Below are 18,682 nucleotides of genomic sequence, written 5' to 3' on the forward strand. Positions count from 1 at the left end.
AAGCCTTTGAATTGCGCTAATTCTGATTGGTACTCCTTGGGCAGCACGTTCTTTTCTTCTAGGTAAAAATGAACCTTACCTTCTGATGATTTATGGTCTACAATTTCAAAATAATCCATAACGCCTTCCGGTAACAAATACTGTGCTAATTTTATATCCAAGATCTAATCTGTTTTTGTCAAAGATAAAGTTTCTCCCCAAGTTTTACGTTTGACCCTGTATTACCTCGAAGTGGAAAGTCTTGAATAGTAACTTCTTTATGAAAACCGTGGGCAATAAGGATTTTGGATTTCTCTTCTTTAGGAACCACATTGCGCTCTTCAAAATAAAGATGCATTACATCACCATTTTAGTATTTTTTATTAGATCGAAATGATTAATTAAAAATTCAGGAAGAATAAGTTTGAGTAATTCAAGATAATTTTCCACGTTTTTTTACAAAAAACGGAGTTTTATTTCAATTCACACACAACTTTTGAGAATGATCCGGTTTCTTTCCAGAAACTATTGTGCGGGATTTTAGAATACGAGGCAATAATGTGTTTCTACACATAACGCGGCGTAAATGAATCAATCTTACTGCGGGTAAAATAGTTACAACAAACTGGCCATTAGTAGCAAAAAGAACTAGAAGTACTGGCGATTTCGCTGATTTTTTAAAAGAACTCTATAAGTAATAATGCTAATAGCACAGCAATAGTAGCTAAATTGTATGGTGTAAACCCTAGAAGTATGCAAAGGCAGTGCAGAGATTATTTAAGCGACTTCAATTCTTGGAGTCAAAAGACACACGCAGAACAATGGAAGTTGTTTCCTAAAAACAGCGGCTGCTACCTTTCTTTAGGCGAGACCGCTTTTTCCAACGTTGATTTATATACCATTCTAACCAATAAAGATGCAAAAGGAAATAAAGGAGCGATAATAGCTATGGTAAAAGGAACTAAGGCAGATGTAGTTATACAATATTCCATAAGATGCCTCTAAAACAAAGAAAGAAGGTTAAGGATACGGCGGCTAATATGGGCTTATCGTAAAAAAATCATTCTCAAACTGCACTTTGGTTATAGACCGTTTCTATGTCCAAAAACTAGCGTTAGATGCATTGCAAGAAATTAGAATCAAACACACATGGGAAGCTTTTGACGCTGAAAATGATGCCATAGAATAGACTAGAAATAAAGCATTAAAATACAATCTTGAAGTTTTATCTAACGGTGATACAACAAAGCAACTATTGGCCAGAAGTAGATACTTACAGTATAAACCCACTCGTAAATGGACTGAAAATCAATCAAAAAGATCAGAAGTTCTTTTTGAAAAGTGTCCCGATTTAAAAAAGGCATATAAGTTATGTCAAAATTTATCATGGATATTTAATCACACAAAAGATAAAACTTCGGCACTAGCACGTTTAGCTAAATGGGATGAGAAAGTAAGAAAGGCGTGATTTAAAAGCTTTAATACCATATCCAGAACCATGTCTATACACTACCAAAACATAATAAACTACTTTGACAACAGAAGCACAAATGCATCAGCAGAACCTTTCAATGCAAAAATAAAAGTGTTTAGAGTTCAATTTAGAGGAGTTAGAAACGTCAACTTTTACAACTGACTACTATTTCTGCTTAATCCTAAAATTCCACAAGTTTTATTCTTGAACCCAGATCGAAAGATCGAAGAGAAGAACGTAATTAATGGGTAGCATTAAGCAGCTCTCCTTAGTCTTGAGATAAATTTTTGAAATTAGATATTTAAGTTTTAAAGGTTAGAATCTTTTAATAATTTGAAATATTTATAAATTAACTATTCAATTTTAAGTTGTAGTACAAGTTATTTTTTATGGAATAAGCTATCCATAATAGTGTTTAATCCTTTAAAGGCAAAAATGATTGCAGCGATACACACCGCACCTCCAAGAATAAGTAAAGGGATATATAATGGCTTTTCTTGATTACTGAAGGCAACATATAAGATGGATGGGCCAATAAACATAAAGGCTATGGCTACAGCTATTTTTTTTACTCCTTTAACAAGGATATCTTTATTTGTTCTCTTTGTTTCCATTGGTATAGGCTTCAATTGATGCTCTTACATTCTTATAGTGTTCTAAAAGTGATTGGGCCTCTGTTCGTGAAATATTTAATTCGGACATTATCATTTTTATGCCACGGTCAACTAACTTATTATTACTAAGTTGCATATCGACCATTTTATTCCCCTTGACTTTTCCTAATTGTATCATTACGGTAGTAGTAATCATATTTAGGACTAGCTTTTGGGCTGTTCCAGCTTTCATTCTTGAACTTCCTGTAACAAATTCAGGACCAACGATAACTTCGATAGGGAATTGAGCTGCTTGAGATAAGGGACTGTCTTTATTACAAGTAATACAGCCTGTAGTAATTTTATGGTCATTACAGATTTTTAATGCGTGTATAACATAAGGTGTTGTTCCCGAGGCAGCTATACCGATAACAATATCATTTTTAGTAATGTTGTGTTTTTGCAAGTCTTTCCAGCCTTGGGTTTTAGAATCCTCGGCAAACTCTACAGCTTCTCTAATAGCGATATCACCGCCAGCTATTAAACCAATAACTAAGTCGTGTGGGACTCCAAATGTTGGAGGGCATTCTGAGGCATCTACAATACCTAATCTTCCGCTAGTTCCTGCACCTAGATAAAAAATGCGTCCCCCGTTTTTAAGTTTCAAAACGGCCTGATCAATTAAAGATTCAATTTGAGGTACTGCTTTTTCTACAGCTAACGGAACGGTTTTATCTTCTTTATTAATGCTAGTAAGAAGTTGTTGAACACTCATCTTTTCGAGATGATTATAGTTTGACTCTTTTTCGGTAGTTTTAATGAAATCCATAATTCAAAAATACACTATTTAGCCCAATTTTTTGATGTTTTGCGTTAGTGGTTGAGCAATTGTTGAAGCTCTCCCGATTGGTATCGGGAAGCGACTTGCGAAGACACGACCTGCAGGGTAACGCCCAAATTATTTTTAATGAATTAGTTAATAGACAAATGATGTCTAAAGTACAATCTAATTTTAGATTATATTACAGTGGGATGATGTAGTACGATTTGCGCTAGAAATCCTTATGAAGGAATGGTATAAATCAATTTGAACTTGTAATGATTATTCGACGGTATAAATTAATTCGTTGGCCTGTGAAAGTCTGAAATATCCTAAAGGAAAATTATCTGGCTTGGTTACATTTATGCAGTTACCGCGTACGGTTGCTGGTTGCGTTTGGAATGGACCACCACCACTTTGGTTGCTTTGCTGTAAAAGAACAGTCATATAAACGAAAAACTGTTCTGATATTCCGTAATTACGAATTTTGAGTTGGTCTCCAGCTTTTAAATCTTCTTCTGAAAAAAAGGCAAATATTTGATTGCCATTAAAAAACTCATCTTCGTAGACTTCTAATGTTGGTATAATGGCGATATCTGTAATAAATTCGTAGAAATAGTAGTTTTCTTGATTTTCAGGATCTGTATAATAGGCTTTTATTTCTATATCTTCACCTGAGAATCCACCGTCATTTTTTTGTTCGATATAATCTATTGGCGTAACAGACGTTAATGTTTCGGTGGCGGTATAGTCTTCATTTTTATAAGTAATATTCAAGGTATATTCTGAATCTATAACAGGTATAAAAGTAGAATTTTTATAGATACCACTATTATTTTCCTCAGTAAAAAAAAAAGTGTTATTTGCTGTATCTGTAATGGTTACAATGGCATTGTTTGCCGGCGGAATAGTAGTGTTAAAATAGGGTGCTGATTGAGTGAGTTTAACTTCTTGCACGTTCCCGGCGGTACCATTAAACCAATTAATAGAGGCTTCAATAACCAATTTGGGTTCGGCTTTAGGGACTTGGATATCTATAACATCTTCGCAAGAAAACGTGCTAATAAGAAGTAAAAATAGGAGACTTAATTTTTTCATAATTTAAAACTTAAAATTGTAAGAAACAGATGGAATAATACCGAAAATGGCTAGGCGAGTGGCCTCGTTTGTTCCTGTAATTCTATTCTCTCCAAAGGAAATAGACGCGGCATTACGTCTATTATACAGGTTATAAATACCAAACACCCAGTTGCTTTGCCAACCTTCATTTTTATTCGGTTTTGGCGTGTAAGTTGCCGACAAATCTAAACGGTGGTAGCTAGGTAAGCGTGTAGAATTACGATCGCTATAATTAGGGATACTAATGCCATTGTAAACATATTGCCCGTTTGGATAAGTCGTTGGCTGGCCCGTTTGAAACAAAAAATTAGCATTTAATAACCATTTTTTGTTTATATCGTAGCTTGCTGTAATAGATATATCGTGGGTTTTATCGTAAGGCGTATTATACCAATTTCCATTATTTATTCCGGTTTCTATAGGTGTTCGGCCCTCTGTTTTTTGTTCGGATTTTGAAAGTGTGTAAGATAGCCAGCCTTTCAAGCGGCCCTCATTTTTTCTTAATAGAAGTTCTAATCCGTAGGCCCGGGATTTTCCATTTAAAATAACGCGTTCGATGGCGTCGTTTGCGATTAAATTGGTGCCGTCTATATAATCTATTCTATTTTTGATGTCTTTGTAATAGGTTTCTATTTCTAAAGAATAGGCGTCATCATAAAAATTCTTAAAATAACCAATAGCATATTGATCGAGTAATTGCGGTTTAATATATTTTCCGCTAGGCGCCCATACATCTAAAGGCGTAGGGGATGATGTGTTTGACAATAAGTGTAAATACTGACTCATTTTATTGTAGCTCGCTTTTACTGATGATGTGGCGTTAAGCTGATAAGCTAAAGCTATACGAGGCTCTATATTTGCAAAAGATTTTATAGTGTTACTTTGGTTAAATGATTCGGTGCCGATAGTTTTAGCTTGTTGGTAAATCTGGAAATCAGGATTAAAGACAACGGGGTTATCATTCTCATAGATGTTAAGTCCCTTTTGGCCTAACCTTAAAAACGAACTTAGTCGTACGCCATAGGACGCCGTTAATTTATTAGAGATTTTATGTTCAGCATCTACGTACACTGCATTTTCGAAAGCATATTTTTTTATTAAATCTTGAGCATTAATACCAGAAGTAGGGGTAGAAGGTTCTATCTCGCCAGGGTTAAAACTGTAATACATACTGTTTAATCCATATTGAAGTTTTAAAGAATTGCTTACATAATGTTTCAAATCGTATTTAAAATTCAGGTTTGATATGCCCGACTGCCAATCGAACTCCACAAAATTTAGGTTAAGACCATAATAATAATCAGAATAAATTAAAGACATATTACTGAATATTTTATCTGAAAATAGATGGTTCCATCTAAAATTTACAACGGTGTTACCATACGTGTTTTCGAAGCTATCGGAAATACTAAATACATCGCGACCAAAATATCCCGATAAATAAATGTTATTTTTACTATTTAATTTATAGCTTAACTTTGTGTTGAGATCGTAGAAATAAGCGATGTTATTTATATCGAAAATAGGAAGGAATAAATGGGCATAAGAACTTCTTCCTCCTAATAGGAAAGCGCCTTTTTCTTTTTTAAGAGGTCCTTCAACTAAGAGTCGGCTGGACACTAAACCCAGACCACCATTAGCTTGAAAAGATTTGTTATTACCTTCTTTTTGATAAATATCTAGTACTGATGATACGCGACCGCCATAGCGCGCAGGAATTCCACCTTTATAGAGTTTTAAATCTTTAATGGCATCAGGATTAAAAACCGAGAAAAAACCGAATAAATGGGAAGAATTAAATATGGTAGCTTCGTCTAAAAGAATTAAATTCTGATCCGCAGAACCACCGCGAACATTAAATCCAGAGGCGCCTTCGCCGGCACTAGTAACGCCAGGAAGTAAGGTGATTGCTTTAATCACATCGGCCTCGCCTAGCACAACAGGAATTTGTTGAATGGTAGAAGAACTCAATGCATTGACACTCATTTGAGGGCTTTTTATGTTTAGTTTTTCAACATTCTCAGTAATAATGACTTCGTCTAGACTTTCTAAAGATTCGTTTAAAGTAAATGTTTGTGAAATGTTTTGGTCTAAGATAATGGTTTCGATACGTTGTTTATACCCCAAGTAACTTATAACAACTTCATACTCTCCTTTAGGCATTGTTATCGAGAAAAAGCCGTATTCGTTAGTTATAGTGCCAACTCTTTCATTGGGGAAAATGATGTTTACGCCTATAAGCGTTTCGTTGCTATTTTCTTCTAAAACAGAACCGCTCAATGTAAATCTTTCTTGTGCATAAAGCTGAAAAGAGAAGCAAGTAAAGCAAAGAATAAGAAGTTTTTTTATCACGATTTAGGTTGTTTTTTATGAATACTAAAATAATGAAAAAGCCCTAAATTATTAAGCATTTCTAAATATTATTACCATTATTATGAAGAAATTAGTTTTAATATTATTTATCTATGTTTTGTAAAACACTAACAAATACAATGTTGGTTATAAAATGATTAAAACAAAAAAAGCACCCCAATGGGTGCTTTTTTAATATATGTAGTAAGTACTAACTAGTTTACATTACCAATAATAGTGTTTAACGTTGTGCTTGGTCGCATTGCGTTTACTATTAATTCTTCAGTTGGCATATAGTAGCCACCTAGGTCTACAGCGTGTCCTTGAATGTCGTTTAATTCGCTTACAATTTTAGATTCATTGGCTTTTAAATCTTTAGCTATTTTCTCAAACTGTGCTTTTAAATCGGCATCCGTAGTTTGTTTTGCTAAAGCTTCCGCCCAATACATCGCTAAGTAAAAATGGCTTCCACGATTATCTAATTCGCCAGTTTTACGGCTAGGTCCTTTTTTGTTGTCTAGTAACTTTTCAGTAGCATTATCTAAAGTATCTCCTAAAACTTTCGCTTTCGAGTTGTTGTTAACGTCACTAAAATGCTCTAAGGAAACAGCTAATGCTAAAAATTCACCTAATGAATCCCAACGTAAATGGTCTTCTTCTATAAATTGCTGAACGTGTTTTGGAGCTGATCCACCAGCACCCGTTTCAAACAATCCACCACCGCCCATTAACGGCACAATAGATAACATTTTTGCACTAGTACCGACTTCTAAAATAGGGAATAAATCGGTTAAGTAATCTCTTAATACATTTCCAGAAACCGAAATAGTATCTTCACCTTTCTTTAAACGTGCTAGTGTAAATTTAGTCGCTTCAATAGGTGATAAAATTCGAAGGTCTAAACCTGTTGTGTCGTGATCTTTTAAGTATGTAGTTACTTTTTTAATTAATTCGACATCGTGTGCTCTGTTTTCGTCTAACCAGAATACAGCAGGCGTTTTTGATGCTCTTGCACGGGTAACCGCAAGTTTTACCCAGTCTTGAATTGGTGCATCTTTAACTTGACACATTCTCCAAATATCGCCAGCTTCCACAGTATGCTCAATTAACGTTTTTCCTTCAACATCTATAACACGAACAACACCGTCTGTAGCTATTTCAAACGTTTTATCGTGAGAACCGTATTCTTCAGCTTTTTGTGCCATTAATCCAACATTAGGAACTGTTCCCATAGTTGTAGGATCGAAAGCACCGTGTTCTTTACAGAACTCGATAGTTGCGGTATAAACACCAGCGTAACTACTATCTGGAATTACGGCTTTTGTATCTTGAGCTTTTCCTTCGGCATTCCACATTTGTCCAGAGTTACGGATCATTGCTGGCATAGAGGCATCAATAATAATGTCACTTGGCACGTGTAAATTGGTAATACCTTTATCACTATTTACCATCGCTAAATCTGGACGAGCTTCGAATTCTGCATCGATATCTTTAAGAATCGCTTCTTTTTTATCTTGAGGTAACTCTTCTAGATTAGACATTAAATTTGCAAATCCATTGTTGACATCCACACCAATTTCTTCAAAAGTCTTGCCGTGTTTAGCGAACACATCTTTAAAGAACACACGTACAGCATGACCAAATATAATAGGGTCGCTAATTTTCATCATAGTTGCTTTCATGTGTAATGAAAACAGTACGTTTTTATCTTTAGCATCAATAATTTGCTCTTCTAAAAACGATAAAAGGGCTTTTTTACTTAATATGGTGGCATCAATAATTTCACCTTTTAATAAGGCTAAACCACTTTTTAAAACAGTAGCGTTTCCAGAGGCATCAGTATGCTCTATTTTAATAGTCGTTGGTGCGCTTAATGTTAACGACTTTTCGTTGTTCGCAAAATCTCCTGAACTCATTGTTGCTACGTGAGATTTTGAGTCTTTAGACCAAGCTCCCATAGAATGCGGATTATTTTTCGCATAATTTTTTACGGCTTTAGGAGCGCGACGGTCACTGTTTCCTTCTCTTAATATAGGATTTACGGCACTACCTTGAATTTTATCGTAACGTAATTTTATATTTTTTTCTTCTTCAGTTATTGCTTCTTCCGGGTAATTAGGAAGTGCAAAACCTTGAGATTGTAATTCTTTAATAGCCGCATTTAATTGCGGAGCAGAAGCGCTAACGTTTGGTAACTTTATAATATTAGCTTCAGGGTGCTTTACTAATTCTCCTAACATCGCCAAATCGTCGGATACACGTTGGTTATCTTTTAAAAAATCTGGAAACACAGCTAAAATTCTTGCTGCTAAAGAAATATCTTTGGTTTCGATGTTTATTCCTGAAGAGGCAACAAATGACTTTACTATAGGTAGAAAAGAACGAGTTGCTAAAGCGGGAGCTTCATCTGTTTTTGTGTAAATAATTTTTGGTGCTTGTGACATAATTTAGTGTATGCTTTGTTTTAACAATTAAGAGTTGCGAATATACGAAATTCTTATAGCTTTTTAAAGACTTAAACAAAGTGCTTTTTAGATTTAATAACCTTTTTATTTTATAAGATGAAAATTATAAAATTCTTAAAAATAGTGTGTTTTATTATATAATTACCACCTTATAATCAGTTAATAAACCCAATGCATTCTCTTTAGAGAATTTTGCGCCCTTAATTTTGTTGTATCGGGGAGAAATACTCAAGTTTTTAGCAGAGGAGAGGTCTGCCTTTTCTAAGTTTGTACTATTAAATAGCGCTTGACTTAAATCGCAATTAGCTAAAACGGCACCAGAGAGATCTGCGTTTGTAAAATCGGTTTTCTGTAAATTACAATCGATAAACGCAGTGTTTTTTAATGATAAACCATAAAAAGAAGCCAAACTTAAATTACACGCTACAAAAGATAATTCTAGTAAAAACGGATTACTAGCGTTAAAGGGAGTGCCTAAAAGTTTACAATTATTAAAAGTAACGGATTTAAAAGCGGTGTTTTTAATTTTAGCCGAACTAAAATTACAATCTATAAACTCACAGTCTAAAAAGGCAGTCGATGTTAAATACATAGCCGTAAAATCGCAATCTATAAATGTACAATTATCGTATTCTGCGTTTAGTAATTCTGCGGAAGAAAACGGCGTCCTTTTATAAGTGGCATCGGTAATATAGGGTGCATTCATTAAAATTTTATTTAAGTGCGTGGTAATAGTGAAACCCAAAAATACTCAATATATAGGCGATCGTAATACTAACAATTTAAATAAATAACAAAAGCCATAACACGATAGATTGAACTATAATTGTTATGGCTTTTTTTGAGAGAACGCATCGTGATCTATTTAGTTTTAACTAAAACAACCTAAAACTACTGTTTCACATTGGTTCGATTCAAGAGTTGTTAGCTCAATGATACATTGTGTAACTTTCAAAATGTATTGTTCTGTTACAAAAATGTATCCGTTAATTGTTTTTTAAACGCCTATGACTTCACCTCGTTTTAATATAGGTTGTATACGCATTTTGCTAATTAGTACTTTAATCATTTTCGATCTATTTCCTAAGGCTAGCTCTGGTTTTAATATGTGGTGAATAGTTTAAAATACACACCATTAAAACACTGTAGTTTCTAAGTCTAAATATAAAATGAAATTACTTCGAAACTAAAAAAACAATTTAAACTTAATTTTTTGAGACATTGAGAAAGTAGAATGTTTTTACTTTAATATAAAAATGTGTTATTATAACTAAACTAAATCAATACATTTTTATATATAAAATACTGTATTATTAATTCTAAATATCTATAAAAATTAAGGTGTTAAAGAACGTAATGTTCGAATTTAATTGCACGTAGATTTTTTAAATCATTACCCAAATAAACGCGGGGTGGTCTTAAATTCTCTCACTAAGATACATTATAGTTTCCTGTATTCCTAAAGCTTTAACATTTTAGTTGTCAATGTGTTATAAACAGAGGTTATTAACAATTGTTAATAAAAGCAAAAGCCCTGTTTTAAAATAAAACAGGGCTTTACAACTATATAGGAACAAAAATTATTTTCTTCTTGCTTCTTTAATTCTAGCTTTCTTACCAGTAAGACCTCTAAAGTAAAAGATTCTAGCTCTACGAACTTGACCTTTTTTGTTGATTTCAATTTTCTGTAATGCCGGTAAGTTTACTGGGAAGATACGCTCTACACCAACTGTTCCAGATATTTTTCTAATTGTAAATGTTTCAGAAGAACCAGCGCCTCTTCTTTGTAATACGACACCTCTAAAGAACTGTGTACGTACTTTTTCACCTTCTCTAATTTCGTAATAAACTGTGATCGTGTCACCAGCTCCGAACTCAGGAAAGTCCTTTTTTGTTACAAACTCGTCTTGTACAAATTTTATTAAAGATTCCATCTTTATTTCTTTTTAATAATTATAAATTCAAATTAACATTCGCGTATCTCGCCAGAGGTTAACCCGAAATTGGGTGCAAAAATAGCCATTATTTAGTAATTAGCAAGTTATTTCTTCATTTTTATGGTGTTACCTTCTGCTCTTAAAAAGAGTGCAGTAGGTCAGGCTTTCACTACGCGCTTCCCAATGACTATCGGGAGCGCTTAAACACGCCGTTCAATCCTTAACACAAGCCTGCTTAGTATTTAACAGTAAAGTTTTAATCGCCATTGTTTTTTAACTGTATAGGAATCCAAATGGTCTCCTCTGTGTGGCTCTCTTTTTTATTGAGCGCTGTGTCTATAACATTAAAATGCGGTCGATTGGCTAAATCATAAATAGAATTCGGTAACTAGTCGTTAAATATGCGCTCCATATGTTCAGAAAACAACTCTACTAATCCGTTAAAGGTGAAAAGGCATATAGTCCTCGAGATAATTCTAATGATTTAAAGGCTTGTGGTTTTGTGTTACAGTTATACACTGCAATAGTAGCCCCTTTTGTAAATGTGTTTTCGGGCGTAAAATGAGAAAATAGGCGCCGTCATAAATTAAAACCTCATAAATAAGTGCATTTGTTTTTTTCGTAACGCGTTTTCTCTTGGGCATGAAAGCAGAGAAAAGGGTTTCAGTTTTATTTTCGATTAAAGACATTTCGCAAGAAAGACCAACGAATTGTTTTGTCTCAATAGTTTCAATTTTTGAGCGTAGCTTCATCTAAAATAAGAATAGCGTTAATCGCCTAATAAATCCGGTCGTCTATCTTTAGTACGCTGGTAAGCTTGTTCTTCTCTCCATTTTTCAATCTTGGGAAAATTCCCGCTAAATAACAATTCTGGAACCTTCCAGCCTTTATAATCTCTAGGTCGCGTATAAATTGGTGGTGCTAATAAATTATCTTGAAACGAATCGGTTAGGGCAGAAGTCTCGTTACCTAAAACACCAGGAATTAATCTAATAATAGCATCACAGAGTACAGCAGCACCCAATTCGCCACCAGACAATACATAATCGCCAATAGATATTTCGCGGGTTATAAATTGGTCGCGAACACGTTGGTCTACACCTTTATAATGGCCGCATAAAATAATAACATTTTCTTTTAACGATAAATGGTTCGCAATGCCTTGGTTTAACGTTACGCCATCGGGTGTCATAAATATAACCTCGTCGTAGTCGCGTTGCTCTTTTAATGCGGTAATGCATTTATCTATGGGCTCGATCATCATTACCATTCCAGCACCACCTCCAAACTGCGTGTCGTCTATAGACTTATAATTGTCGGAAGTATAATCGCGAAGATTATGAAAATGGACTTCTACTAAATCCGCATCGATCGCGCGTTTTAAAATGGAGGCATTAAAAGGGCTTTGTAATAATTCTGGTAAAACGGTAATTATGTCAATTCTCATACGTCAGCTTTAAGCTGCAAAGATAATTTAATTGTGTTATAAATAGAACTTGTTTTTGTCGTGTTTTTTTTATGAAATAATAACGTTTTGAAAACATAAACTGTAGTTAAGAAGATTTAAATAAGCTATTTTTGCAGGCTAATTTTTATGGTTATGAAAAAAGCAAGAATCGCATTGGTTATAGGAATTTTTTGTATTTCAATTTTTCCGATATTGGTTAAATTAAATTTAACGCCTGGAGTTATCTCGGCATTTTACAGGATGGCGATTGGCTCTGCCATTATATTGCCTTACGCGTTAATTACAAAAAAAATTAAAATCAAATCGAAACGGCTTTTAGTATTAGCTATAATTTGTGGTGTTGTTTTTGGACTGGATGTTGCCGTTTGGAACGTTGCCATACAAGAGTCTACTGCCACACAAGCGACATTATTAACTAATTTATCGCCCGTTTGGGTTGGTATCGGTGCGCTTTTCTTTTTAAAGGATAAGCCCACTAAAAATTTCTGGATTGGAACCGTTATCGCTATTGGCGGAATGGTTTTATTAGTGGGTTTAAAAACCTTTGTAAACCTAGATTTTAACCTAGCGTTTTGTTTTGCTATACTGTCTGGAATGTTATATGCCGTCTATATGTTAGTAAGTAAAGATGTTTTAACAGAGTTAGATGTGGTTACTTTTATGTCTATTACTTTACTGTCGTCTACTCTTTCTTTAGGAATTATAAGTTGGGCGATTGGCGAACCCTTTTCAGGTTTTAGTAATGCCGGTTGGTATGTGTTGGTTATTCAAGGTGTTGTTTGCCAGTTGTTAGCGTGGTTGCTTATTAGTTTCGCTACTAAACATATGCGAGCGACTCGTGTGTCGGTAAGTTTGTTAGGGCAGGCAGTATTGGCTTCTATTTTGGCGTGGTACTTTCTTGATGAAGCTATTTCACTACAAATGGTAATTGGTGGTTTTGTATTACTGTTTGGTATTCGGGTTACGTTTTACACCAAAAAAATAGGAATAACCCTAAAATAGACTTTAAGGGTAAGATGGTAAAGTTATAATTTCAACTACTTTATAAAAAAAAAGCCAAGCTATTTTTAAAATAACTTGGCTTTTATGTTTAAATAAGGATGAAGATTATGCTTCTACCTCACTTTTTTTAATTTTTCTAAATGGGAAAGAATTAAAAACACTTCGTTTTCCAAAACGAGATTGTTTGTCACTTTGAGAGAATTTAATGTAAAGTGCTTTATTAACACCAAAATACTCGTAAGTATTTCCGTCAAGAAAAGTCACTTCAAGCAATAACCCTTTATGTTTCCAATCCATAATAGGACTAGAAATAGTGGTCGTATATTCTTCTTTGTTGGCCGCGATAGTTTCTGGTGCCATACTTACCAAGAAATGATAACCATCAATAATTTTACGGCTCATTTGCTCAGCTTCAATCGCTTTGTCGTCTCCCTGCTGAAACTTATCAGGATGCCATTCTTTAACTAAACTTCTGTAAGAGGTCTTTAAACTTTTTAAAGTCATCTCACTCTCAGCGTTAAATAATTTTTTGTACTCGTTAATACGTTTCATAAAAAAGGGTTTTCTAAATAAGGCGCAAAGGTACTATATTTATTTTGTTTTGATTATTAGAAAGTTAAAAAAGTTTTCTGCTTATTTCTCAACACGCAAGATAAGTCTATAAAGGTAGTGTTAGCTTGTTAAACAAGCTTTAAAGGTTTATATATTGAAAAATAAAAAACATCGGATTGGCTAATAATAAAGTTATAAATAATGCCATTACTCGTAAGCTTCGCCCTTTATAGTCTTCTCAATCTATTTTTGTTTCTTCGGTATCTGTGCTTTTTTTGCTAAATGTCGTAGTGTTAACCTTTACAAATCGGCGATATAATTAAGCTAAAAGCGGGGTGCTACGTAGTATAAGTTAGTTTTATACTTACATTAAAGATGAAAATAGACTTAGAATACGCTCGTACAGCGTAACATATAATGGTCTTTTGTTCCATTCTTCAATCTTTATTTTATCAGCGGTTTCTAAATCTTTATAAAAGTTATGTTTTAATTCTTGAGCGATTTTTGTGTCGTAAACGATTGCATTTACCTCAAAATTTAAATCAAAACTTCTATTATCTAAATTCGCGGTTCCTACAAATGATACATAATTATCACATACCATTGTTTTAGCATGCACAAAGCCTTTATTGTATTTGTAAATAGCGACACCGGCCTCTAATAATTCTTGATAATAGGAATTGCACGTGGCGTTAATTATAAATGAATCTGAAACACTTGGTACCAAAATCTTGATTTTTATACCGCTTAGAGCTGCTATTTTAATGGCGTCCAAATAGGATTTTTCTGGAATAAAATAGGGTGTTGTTAGCAGTATTTCTTCTTTCGCTAATCCAATCGCTTGAATTAATGTATACATTATATTTGGATAGTCTGACGATGGCCCGCTAGCAATAATCTGTGTTAGTTGATTACCGTAAACAGTTTCGATGGTATCTTCCAATGGGAAAAAACGGAATGAAAATGCTATATTTTGTTCGGCACAAAAATTCCAATCGGTAAGGAAAATATATTGTAAATTAAGAACGGCTTTACCGGTTATTTTTAGGTGAGTATCGCGCCAAAATAAAGCGCTAGAATCAGAATTTATATATTTATCTGAAACGTTTATGCCGCCAACAAACCCAACAGAACCATCAATTACTATAATTTTACGGTGATTACGGTAATTAATTCTATTGGCTAATTGTATAAAATTAATTTTATAAAATGGTACGGCTTCAACACCGGCTTGTTTCAGTTTTTCGATGAATAACTTTCTAATAGAATGACTTCCAAAATCATCATAAATAAAACGCACTGTTACACCTTCTTGCGCTTTCCTAATCAAAATATCACCAATCGCATTTCCTATCTTGTCATCGACAAAAATGTAATATTCAATATGAATATGATCTTTGGCGGCTTCTAAACTTTTTATAACTTCAGGAAACTTATGCTCTCCGTTAATTAATAATTCTACGGCATTGTTATCTGATACAAAATGGGTTTCTCGTCTGTAATTCGCTAAAGGAAAAAAATGGCCAATGGCCGACTTATGAGCTTGAAGAATTTCTTCGGCTTTTCTAGCGACATTCTCTTTCAATTCATCGTAAGAGCTACTGTCGAATTCTAATTTTTTAAGGTAAAGCTTCTTTTTACGATAATTATCACCAAAGGAGAAATAGAAAAACATCCCAAAAACAGGAAAAATAATAACGACAAAGAGATACGCGGCCGTTTTACTTGCCAAATTGGTATTATAAATAACACGAATGCAAACGGCGAACACTATAATTAAGTAGACGATGTAAAAATAAATAGAATTCAAAATCGTGTGTTTAGAAGGTTTAAAGTAACCATTTTTATTTCTATTAAAACAAGCGTGGCAACCTATGTCAATATTATTTTTTTATCACTTTTTTTGAGTGGTGGGAGCCATCCGCTATAATATTTAGAAAATAAATACCGTTTTGCACTCTTGATATATCAAGTTTTATAGCATTAGTACTCTTCCAAGTGTTTTCTGAGACCAGTTTTCCTGTCATATCAATGAGTTGTACACAGATTGTCTTGTATGTTTTAATACTTGACATATTTATGTAGTGAGTTGCAGGATTTGGAGATAACGAAAAAAAGTCTCTTTTAAAATAAACGGTACTTAAGCTAATATCGATATTAAAATCTTTAGTTACTGTATTTGCTTTGCCGCATTTTGTCACCGTTAACGATACCGTATACGCACCAGATTCTGTATAATTGTGAACGGGACTTGTTTCTGTAGAGGTATTACCGTCTCCAAAATCCCAGAATATGGTGTCGGCAGTGTCACTTGTGTTTGTAAAATCAATAGCCCCGTCTGTAACAACTTCCGTAAAACTAGCTGTTGCTGGAGGCCCCGTAAAATCCCAATTAGAAAGCGCATTAAAAACGACCGTTTGTGTGGCTAATTTTATAGTATTCGCGGCCGTTTCTGGCAACGTTGAATTCCAAGGCATTAAAGTAGGATCTTTTTTATAAATAAGAGTATAAAAGGTACAAGCAGCGGCATACGATCCGGCTAACGATGGATGAGAACCATCACCGGCATACAAATTAATACTAGGATAATTAGTTCTAATATAACGCCAAACAGCACCAACGGGTGCAACTTTAGCTGTATTAGTATCTGCCATAAATGTGTAAGACGATTGTATAACGTCGTCCATACTTTCGTAAGTACAAACCCACGGTAAATTATTACAATTATTGGCATCCCCATTTTCGCGACCCCAAGTCATATAAAACAAAGGTTGAGCACACTCGTTATTTTCTCGAATAGCATTACTAAGCGTTATGGCGTGCGGAAAAACTTCAGATTCCATTTGCGATTGTGGCAAAGACGTTTCCTGACTTTGCGCTTGTAAGGTCACATAATCCCATTGTTCGGCATTAATTTTATTTAAAGTAGTGGTATTGGTAACGTGATTTAAAAACCGGTAGCCACCAGGCGTATTCGAATCGTAAATTAAAATATCGCCCGTGCTTGTAGCCATATTTTGTACAAGCAATGGTAAGTTGTTTACAGCCGTATAACTATTACCAAGAAATAGTACTTTTTTAGTAGTCTGACTGTACGAGATTACCGAAAAGGCTGAAAAATAAAGAAAAAATAGAAGTTGTTTCATTACTGTTAAAATGTTCGTTATATGGTGAAATGTAATGATTAAAAAGACTAAGTTTTCAATATAAAAAATTAAAAACGGAAAGGATCATCTTCAATACACATATCTCAATTGAATAGGAACTAAAAAGAAGGACGTTCTCGACTAAGCATTTTTATAAAGAGCTAATCCTTCTTCAATTTGTAAGGTTGCTAAATCTATACTATTAAAATGGTCGTTGTTGCAATGTAAAACGGATAATTCTGTACACGCTAAAATTACCGGAGCTTTCGAACTGTACTTTTTTAAAAGCGTGTAATAAGTGTTTGTCTCTGTTTCAGTTTCGGTGCTTGCGTACACACTTTGTCTAAACTGATCTATAAACACCATATCTTCCACGGAAGGGGATTGAATCTGGATACCCTCCGCAGCAAAATACTCTATAAAATAAGGCGAAGTCATTGTATACCGTGTTCCAAAAACGACGGCTGATGCTTCCTTTTTCAGTTTCAAAATCTTCGCACTTAAAGACAGCGGATGCAATACCTTTAGAGGAGTGGCTAAACGATCGATAGTTTCATGAATGGTAATATTTGGAATTAATAAATGGGTAATAGGGAGTTTTTCTAATGTAGTGATTACCTCTGAAACCGTTGGTAATAGCGTATCAAAATCGTTTGGTAAATACGGGTTTATGGTGTTAAAATCAACGTTAACTAATATAAAAGGAAACGTGCTATACCCTTTTTTTTGACTCTGAAACGCCGTGTTTAAGGCATTTATATAAAATAACGTACTTCGGTTTCCTAAACCTAAAATGCCTAAAGCTTCACCCTTTTCGTTCATTTGTTTATCGTTTTTCTAAAATATAATCGGCAAAATACTTATTAGAATCTAATAGTTTTGTAACTATCGATAAATCGCTATTTTTTAAAATAGAGCCCAGAACATCATCGTTATATTTGCGAGATGTTTCGGTATGTATTTTTTCTCCAGCTTTGAATTGAAATGTTTTGTTTAAAGCGCCAATAGTCACGTTTTGATTTTTATCGCTAACGATAAAGCTTTTAGCAATTCCTGTATTTTCGGAATATTCGGGCGTGTGAGAAAACTGTTGTAAATTAAAATCGGCTTCCAATTCTGAGTTAATTCTATGTAGTAAATTAAAATTGAAAGCTTTGGTAACGCCCGCTTTGTCATTGTACGCCGGTAAAACGATATGTTCTGGTTTTATTAAATCGATCCCTAAAAGCACTTTGTCATTTTTGTTTAAAGCATCGCTTAAATTAGAAATAAACGTTTTAGCTTCGGCATCGCCTAAATTGCCAATATTAGACCCTAAAAACAAAACTACTTTTGGGTGGTGAGAATTCTTTAGGCCCTCTAAAACTTCAAAATAATCACCTTGCTTTTTGGTCACTTTTACTTTTGGTAGCTCTTTAGATAAACGCGTTTCTAATTGTTCCAAAGCATTTAAAGAAATATCGATAGGTAAATATTCAAACGCATAATTTTTATGAGATAATACCTTAAGTAACTCTTTGGTTTTAGTACCATCTCCAGCACCTAATTCTATTAATTCGAAATAAGTGTCTGGCGCTATTTTTAATGTATCAATAATATCTTGCGTCTGATTTTTAAAAATATCAAATTCTGCTTTCGTTAAATAGTACTCGGGTAAATTCATTATTTTAACAAAAAGAGCATCGCCAATTTTGTCGTAGAAATATTTTGAGGGTAGTGATTTTTCGTTGGCACTTAGCCCAATATTAATATCGTTTTTAAAAGTATCTTTCATA

Annotated in this window: 16 protein-coding genes and 1 pseudogene; 3 read left to right on the top strand and 14 right to left on the bottom strand. The window is 34.0% G+C overall.

Features of this window, described 5'->3' with window-relative positions:
* Positions 1–178: 178 nt before the first annotated feature.
* Positions 179–337, bottom strand: coding sequence for a hypothetical protein (locus ES676_RS14760; RefSeq protein WP_170234460.1), 159 nt, complete (start codon positions 335–337; stop codon positions 179–181).
* A gap of 395 nt (positions 338–732) precedes the next feature.
* Here ES676_RS14760 and ES676_RS12430 point away from each other — a divergent pair, with 395 nt between their 5' ends.
* Complete coding sequence (locus tag ES676_RS12430) at positions 733–984, top strand: hypothetical protein (RefSeq protein ID WP_148370652.1); 252 nt, start codon at positions 733–735, stop codon at positions 982–984.
* 73 nt (positions 985–1,057) lie between these two features.
* Positions 1,058–1,615: pseudogene (locus ES676_RS15120) on the top strand (ISAon1 family transposase).
* A 218-nt stretch (positions 1,616–1,833) separates the two neighbouring features.
* Here the strand turns inward: ES676_RS15120 and ES676_RS12450 are convergent.
* The 8 genes from ES676_RS12450 to trmD all read right to left on the bottom strand — a co-directional run bounded on the left by ES676_RS12450 (position 1,834) and on the right by trmD (position 12,186).
* On the bottom strand, positions 1,834–2,067 hold the full coding sequence (locus ES676_RS12450) for a DUF6095 family protein (protein ID WP_148370655.1): 234 nt from the start codon (positions 2,065–2,067) through the stop codon (positions 1,834–1,836).
* Positions 2,045–2,875 (bottom strand): N-acetylmuramic acid 6-phosphate etherase, encoded by an 831-nt coding sequence (gene murQ / locus ES676_RS12455; RefSeq protein ID WP_148370656.1) that lies wholly within the window; start codon positions 2,873–2,875, stop codon positions 2,045–2,047. The genes ES676_RS12450 and murQ overlap by 23 nt, the downstream gene beginning before the upstream one ends.
* Before the next feature lie 273 nt (positions 2,876–3,148).
* Complete coding sequence (locus ES676_RS12460; protein WP_148370657.1) at positions 3,149–3,964, bottom strand: DUF4249 domain-containing protein; 816 nt, start codon at positions 3,962–3,964, stop codon at positions 3,149–3,151.
* A 3-nt stretch (positions 3,965–3,967) separates the two neighbouring features.
* The gene (locus ES676_RS12465; RefSeq protein ID WP_394348792.1) at positions 3,968–6,334 is read right to left on the bottom strand and encodes a TonB-dependent receptor; all 2,367 of its coding nucleotides are present in this window, start codon (positions 6,332–6,334) and stop codon (positions 3,968–3,970) included.
* Between the two features lie 218 nt (positions 6,335–6,552).
* On the bottom strand, positions 6,553–8,781 hold the full coding sequence (locus ES676_RS12470; RefSeq protein ID WP_148370659.1) for an NADP-dependent isocitrate dehydrogenase: 2,229 nt from the start codon (positions 8,779–8,781) through the stop codon (positions 6,553–6,555).
* A 154-nt stretch (positions 8,782–8,935) separates the two neighbouring features.
* The gene (locus ES676_RS12475; RefSeq protein WP_148370660.1) at positions 8,936–9,508 is read right to left on the bottom strand and encodes a pentapeptide repeat-containing protein; all 573 of its coding nucleotides are present in this window, start codon (positions 9,506–9,508) and stop codon (positions 8,936–8,938) included.
* Between the two features lie 874 nt (positions 9,509–10,382).
* On the bottom strand, positions 10,383–10,736 hold the full coding sequence (gene rplS, locus ES676_RS12480) for a 50S ribosomal protein L19 (RefSeq protein WP_148370661.1): 354 nt from the start codon (positions 10,734–10,736) through the stop codon (positions 10,383–10,385).
* Positions 10,737–11,508: 772 nt separating this feature from the next.
* A complete protein-coding gene (gene trmD / locus ES676_RS12485; RefSeq protein WP_148370662.1) occupies positions 11,509–12,186 on the bottom strand; it encodes a tRNA (guanosine(37)-N1)-methyltransferase TrmD in 678 nt (225 codons plus the stop codon).
* Between the two features lie 153 nt (positions 12,187–12,339).
* Here trmD and ES676_RS12490 point away from each other — a divergent pair, with 153 nt between their 5' ends.
* Positions 12,340–13,209 (top strand): DMT family transporter, encoded by an 870-nt coding sequence (locus ES676_RS12490; protein ID WP_148370663.1) that lies wholly within the window; start codon positions 12,340–12,342, stop codon positions 13,207–13,209.
* A gap of 105 nt (positions 13,210–13,314) precedes the next feature.
* On the opposite strand, the gene ES676_RS12495 is transcribed toward ES676_RS12490, so the two are convergent.
* The 5 genes from ES676_RS12495 to ES676_RS12515 form a co-directional block, all read right to left on the bottom strand.
* Entirely contained in the window at positions 13,315–13,761 is a 447-nt protein-coding gene (locus ES676_RS12495) for a KTSC domain-containing protein (protein ID WP_148370664.1), read from the bottom strand.
* Between the two features lie 364 nt (positions 13,762–14,125).
* On the bottom strand, positions 14,126–15,571 hold the full coding sequence (gene cls / locus ES676_RS12500; protein WP_148370665.1) for a cardiolipin synthase: 1,446 nt from the start codon (positions 15,569–15,571) through the stop codon (positions 14,126–14,128).
* A 73-nt stretch (positions 15,572–15,644) separates the two neighbouring features.
* Positions 15,645–16,907 (bottom strand): PKD domain-containing protein, encoded by a 1,263-nt coding sequence (locus tag ES676_RS12505; RefSeq protein WP_148370666.1) that lies wholly within the window; start codon positions 16,905–16,907, stop codon positions 15,645–15,647.
* Positions 16,908–17,048: 141 nt separating this feature from the next.
* Positions 17,049–17,729: an aspartate/glutamate racemase family protein gene (locus ES676_RS12510; RefSeq protein WP_148370667.1), complete on the bottom strand. Its 681-nt coding sequence runs from the start codon at positions 17,727–17,729 to the stop codon at positions 17,049–17,051.
* 4 nt (positions 17,730–17,733) lie between these two features.
* Positions 17,734–18,681 carry an L-histidine N(alpha)-methyltransferase gene (locus ES676_RS12515; RefSeq protein ID WP_148370668.1) on the bottom strand — a complete coding sequence of 316 codons (948 nt, stop codon included), beginning with the start codon at positions 18,679–18,681 and terminating at the stop codon, positions 17,734–17,736.
* Position 18,682: the final 1 nt, after the last annotated feature.

Origin of the sequence: Bizionia saleffrena, from assembly GCF_008086175.1 — a bacterium.
GTDB lineage: Bacteria > Bacteroidota > Bacteroidia > Flavobacteriales > Flavobacteriaceae > Bizionia > Bizionia saleffrena.

What these genes read in the sequence shown, in the direction of transcription:
- ES676_RS14760 (WP_170234460.1), bottom strand. Translation starts at nt 337, where the DNA reads ATGCATCTTTATTTTGAAGAGCGCAATGTGGTTCCTAAAGAAGAGAAA.
- ES676_RS12430 (WP_148370652.1), top strand. Translation starts at nt 733, where the DNA reads ATGCAAAGGCAGTGCAGAGATTATTTAAGCGACTTCAATTCTTGGAGT.
- ES676_RS12450 (WP_148370655.1), bottom strand. Translation starts at nt 2,067, where the DNA reads ATGGAAACAAAGAGAACAAATAAAGATATCCTTGTTAAAGGAGTAAAA.
- murQ (WP_148370656.1), bottom strand. Translation starts at nt 2,875, where the DNA reads ATGGATTTCATTAAAACTACCGAAAAAGAGTCAAACTATAATCATCTC.
- ES676_RS12460 (WP_148370657.1), bottom strand. Translation starts at nt 3,964, where the DNA reads ATGAAAAAATTAAGTCTCCTATTTTTACTTCTTATTAGCACGTTTTCT.
- ES676_RS12470 (WP_148370659.1), bottom strand. Translation starts at nt 8,781, where the DNA reads ATGTCACAAGCACCAAAAATTATTTACACAAAAACAGATGAAGCTCCC.
- ES676_RS12475 (WP_148370660.1), bottom strand. Translation starts at nt 9,508, where the DNA reads ATGAATGCACCCTATATTACCGATGCCACTTATAAAAGGACGCCGTTT.
- rplS (WP_148370661.1), bottom strand. Translation starts at nt 10,736, where the DNA reads ATGGAATCTTTAATAAAATTTGTACAAGACGAGTTTGTAACAAAAAAG.
- trmD (WP_148370662.1), bottom strand. Translation starts at nt 12,186, where the DNA reads ATGAGAATTGACATAATTACCGTTTTACCAGAATTATTACAAAGCCCT.
- ES676_RS12490 (WP_148370663.1), top strand. Translation starts at nt 12,340, where the DNA reads ATGAAAAAAGCAAGAATCGCATTGGTTATAGGAATTTTTTGTATTTCA.
- ES676_RS12495 (WP_148370664.1), bottom strand. Translation starts at nt 13,761, where the DNA reads ATGAAACGTATTAACGAGTACAAAAAATTATTTAACGCTGAGAGTGAG.
- ES676_RS12505 (WP_148370666.1), bottom strand. Translation starts at nt 16,907, where the DNA reads ATGAAACAACTTCTATTTTTTCTTTATTTTTCAGCCTTTTCGGTAATC.
- ES676_RS12510 (WP_148370667.1), bottom strand. Translation starts at nt 17,729, where the DNA reads ATGAACGAAAAGGGTGAAGCTTTAGGCATTTTAGGTTTAGGAAACCGA.
- ES676_RS12515 (WP_148370668.1), bottom strand. Translation starts at nt 18,681, where the DNA reads ATGAAAGATACTTTTAAAAACGATATTAATATTGGGCTAAGTGCCAAC.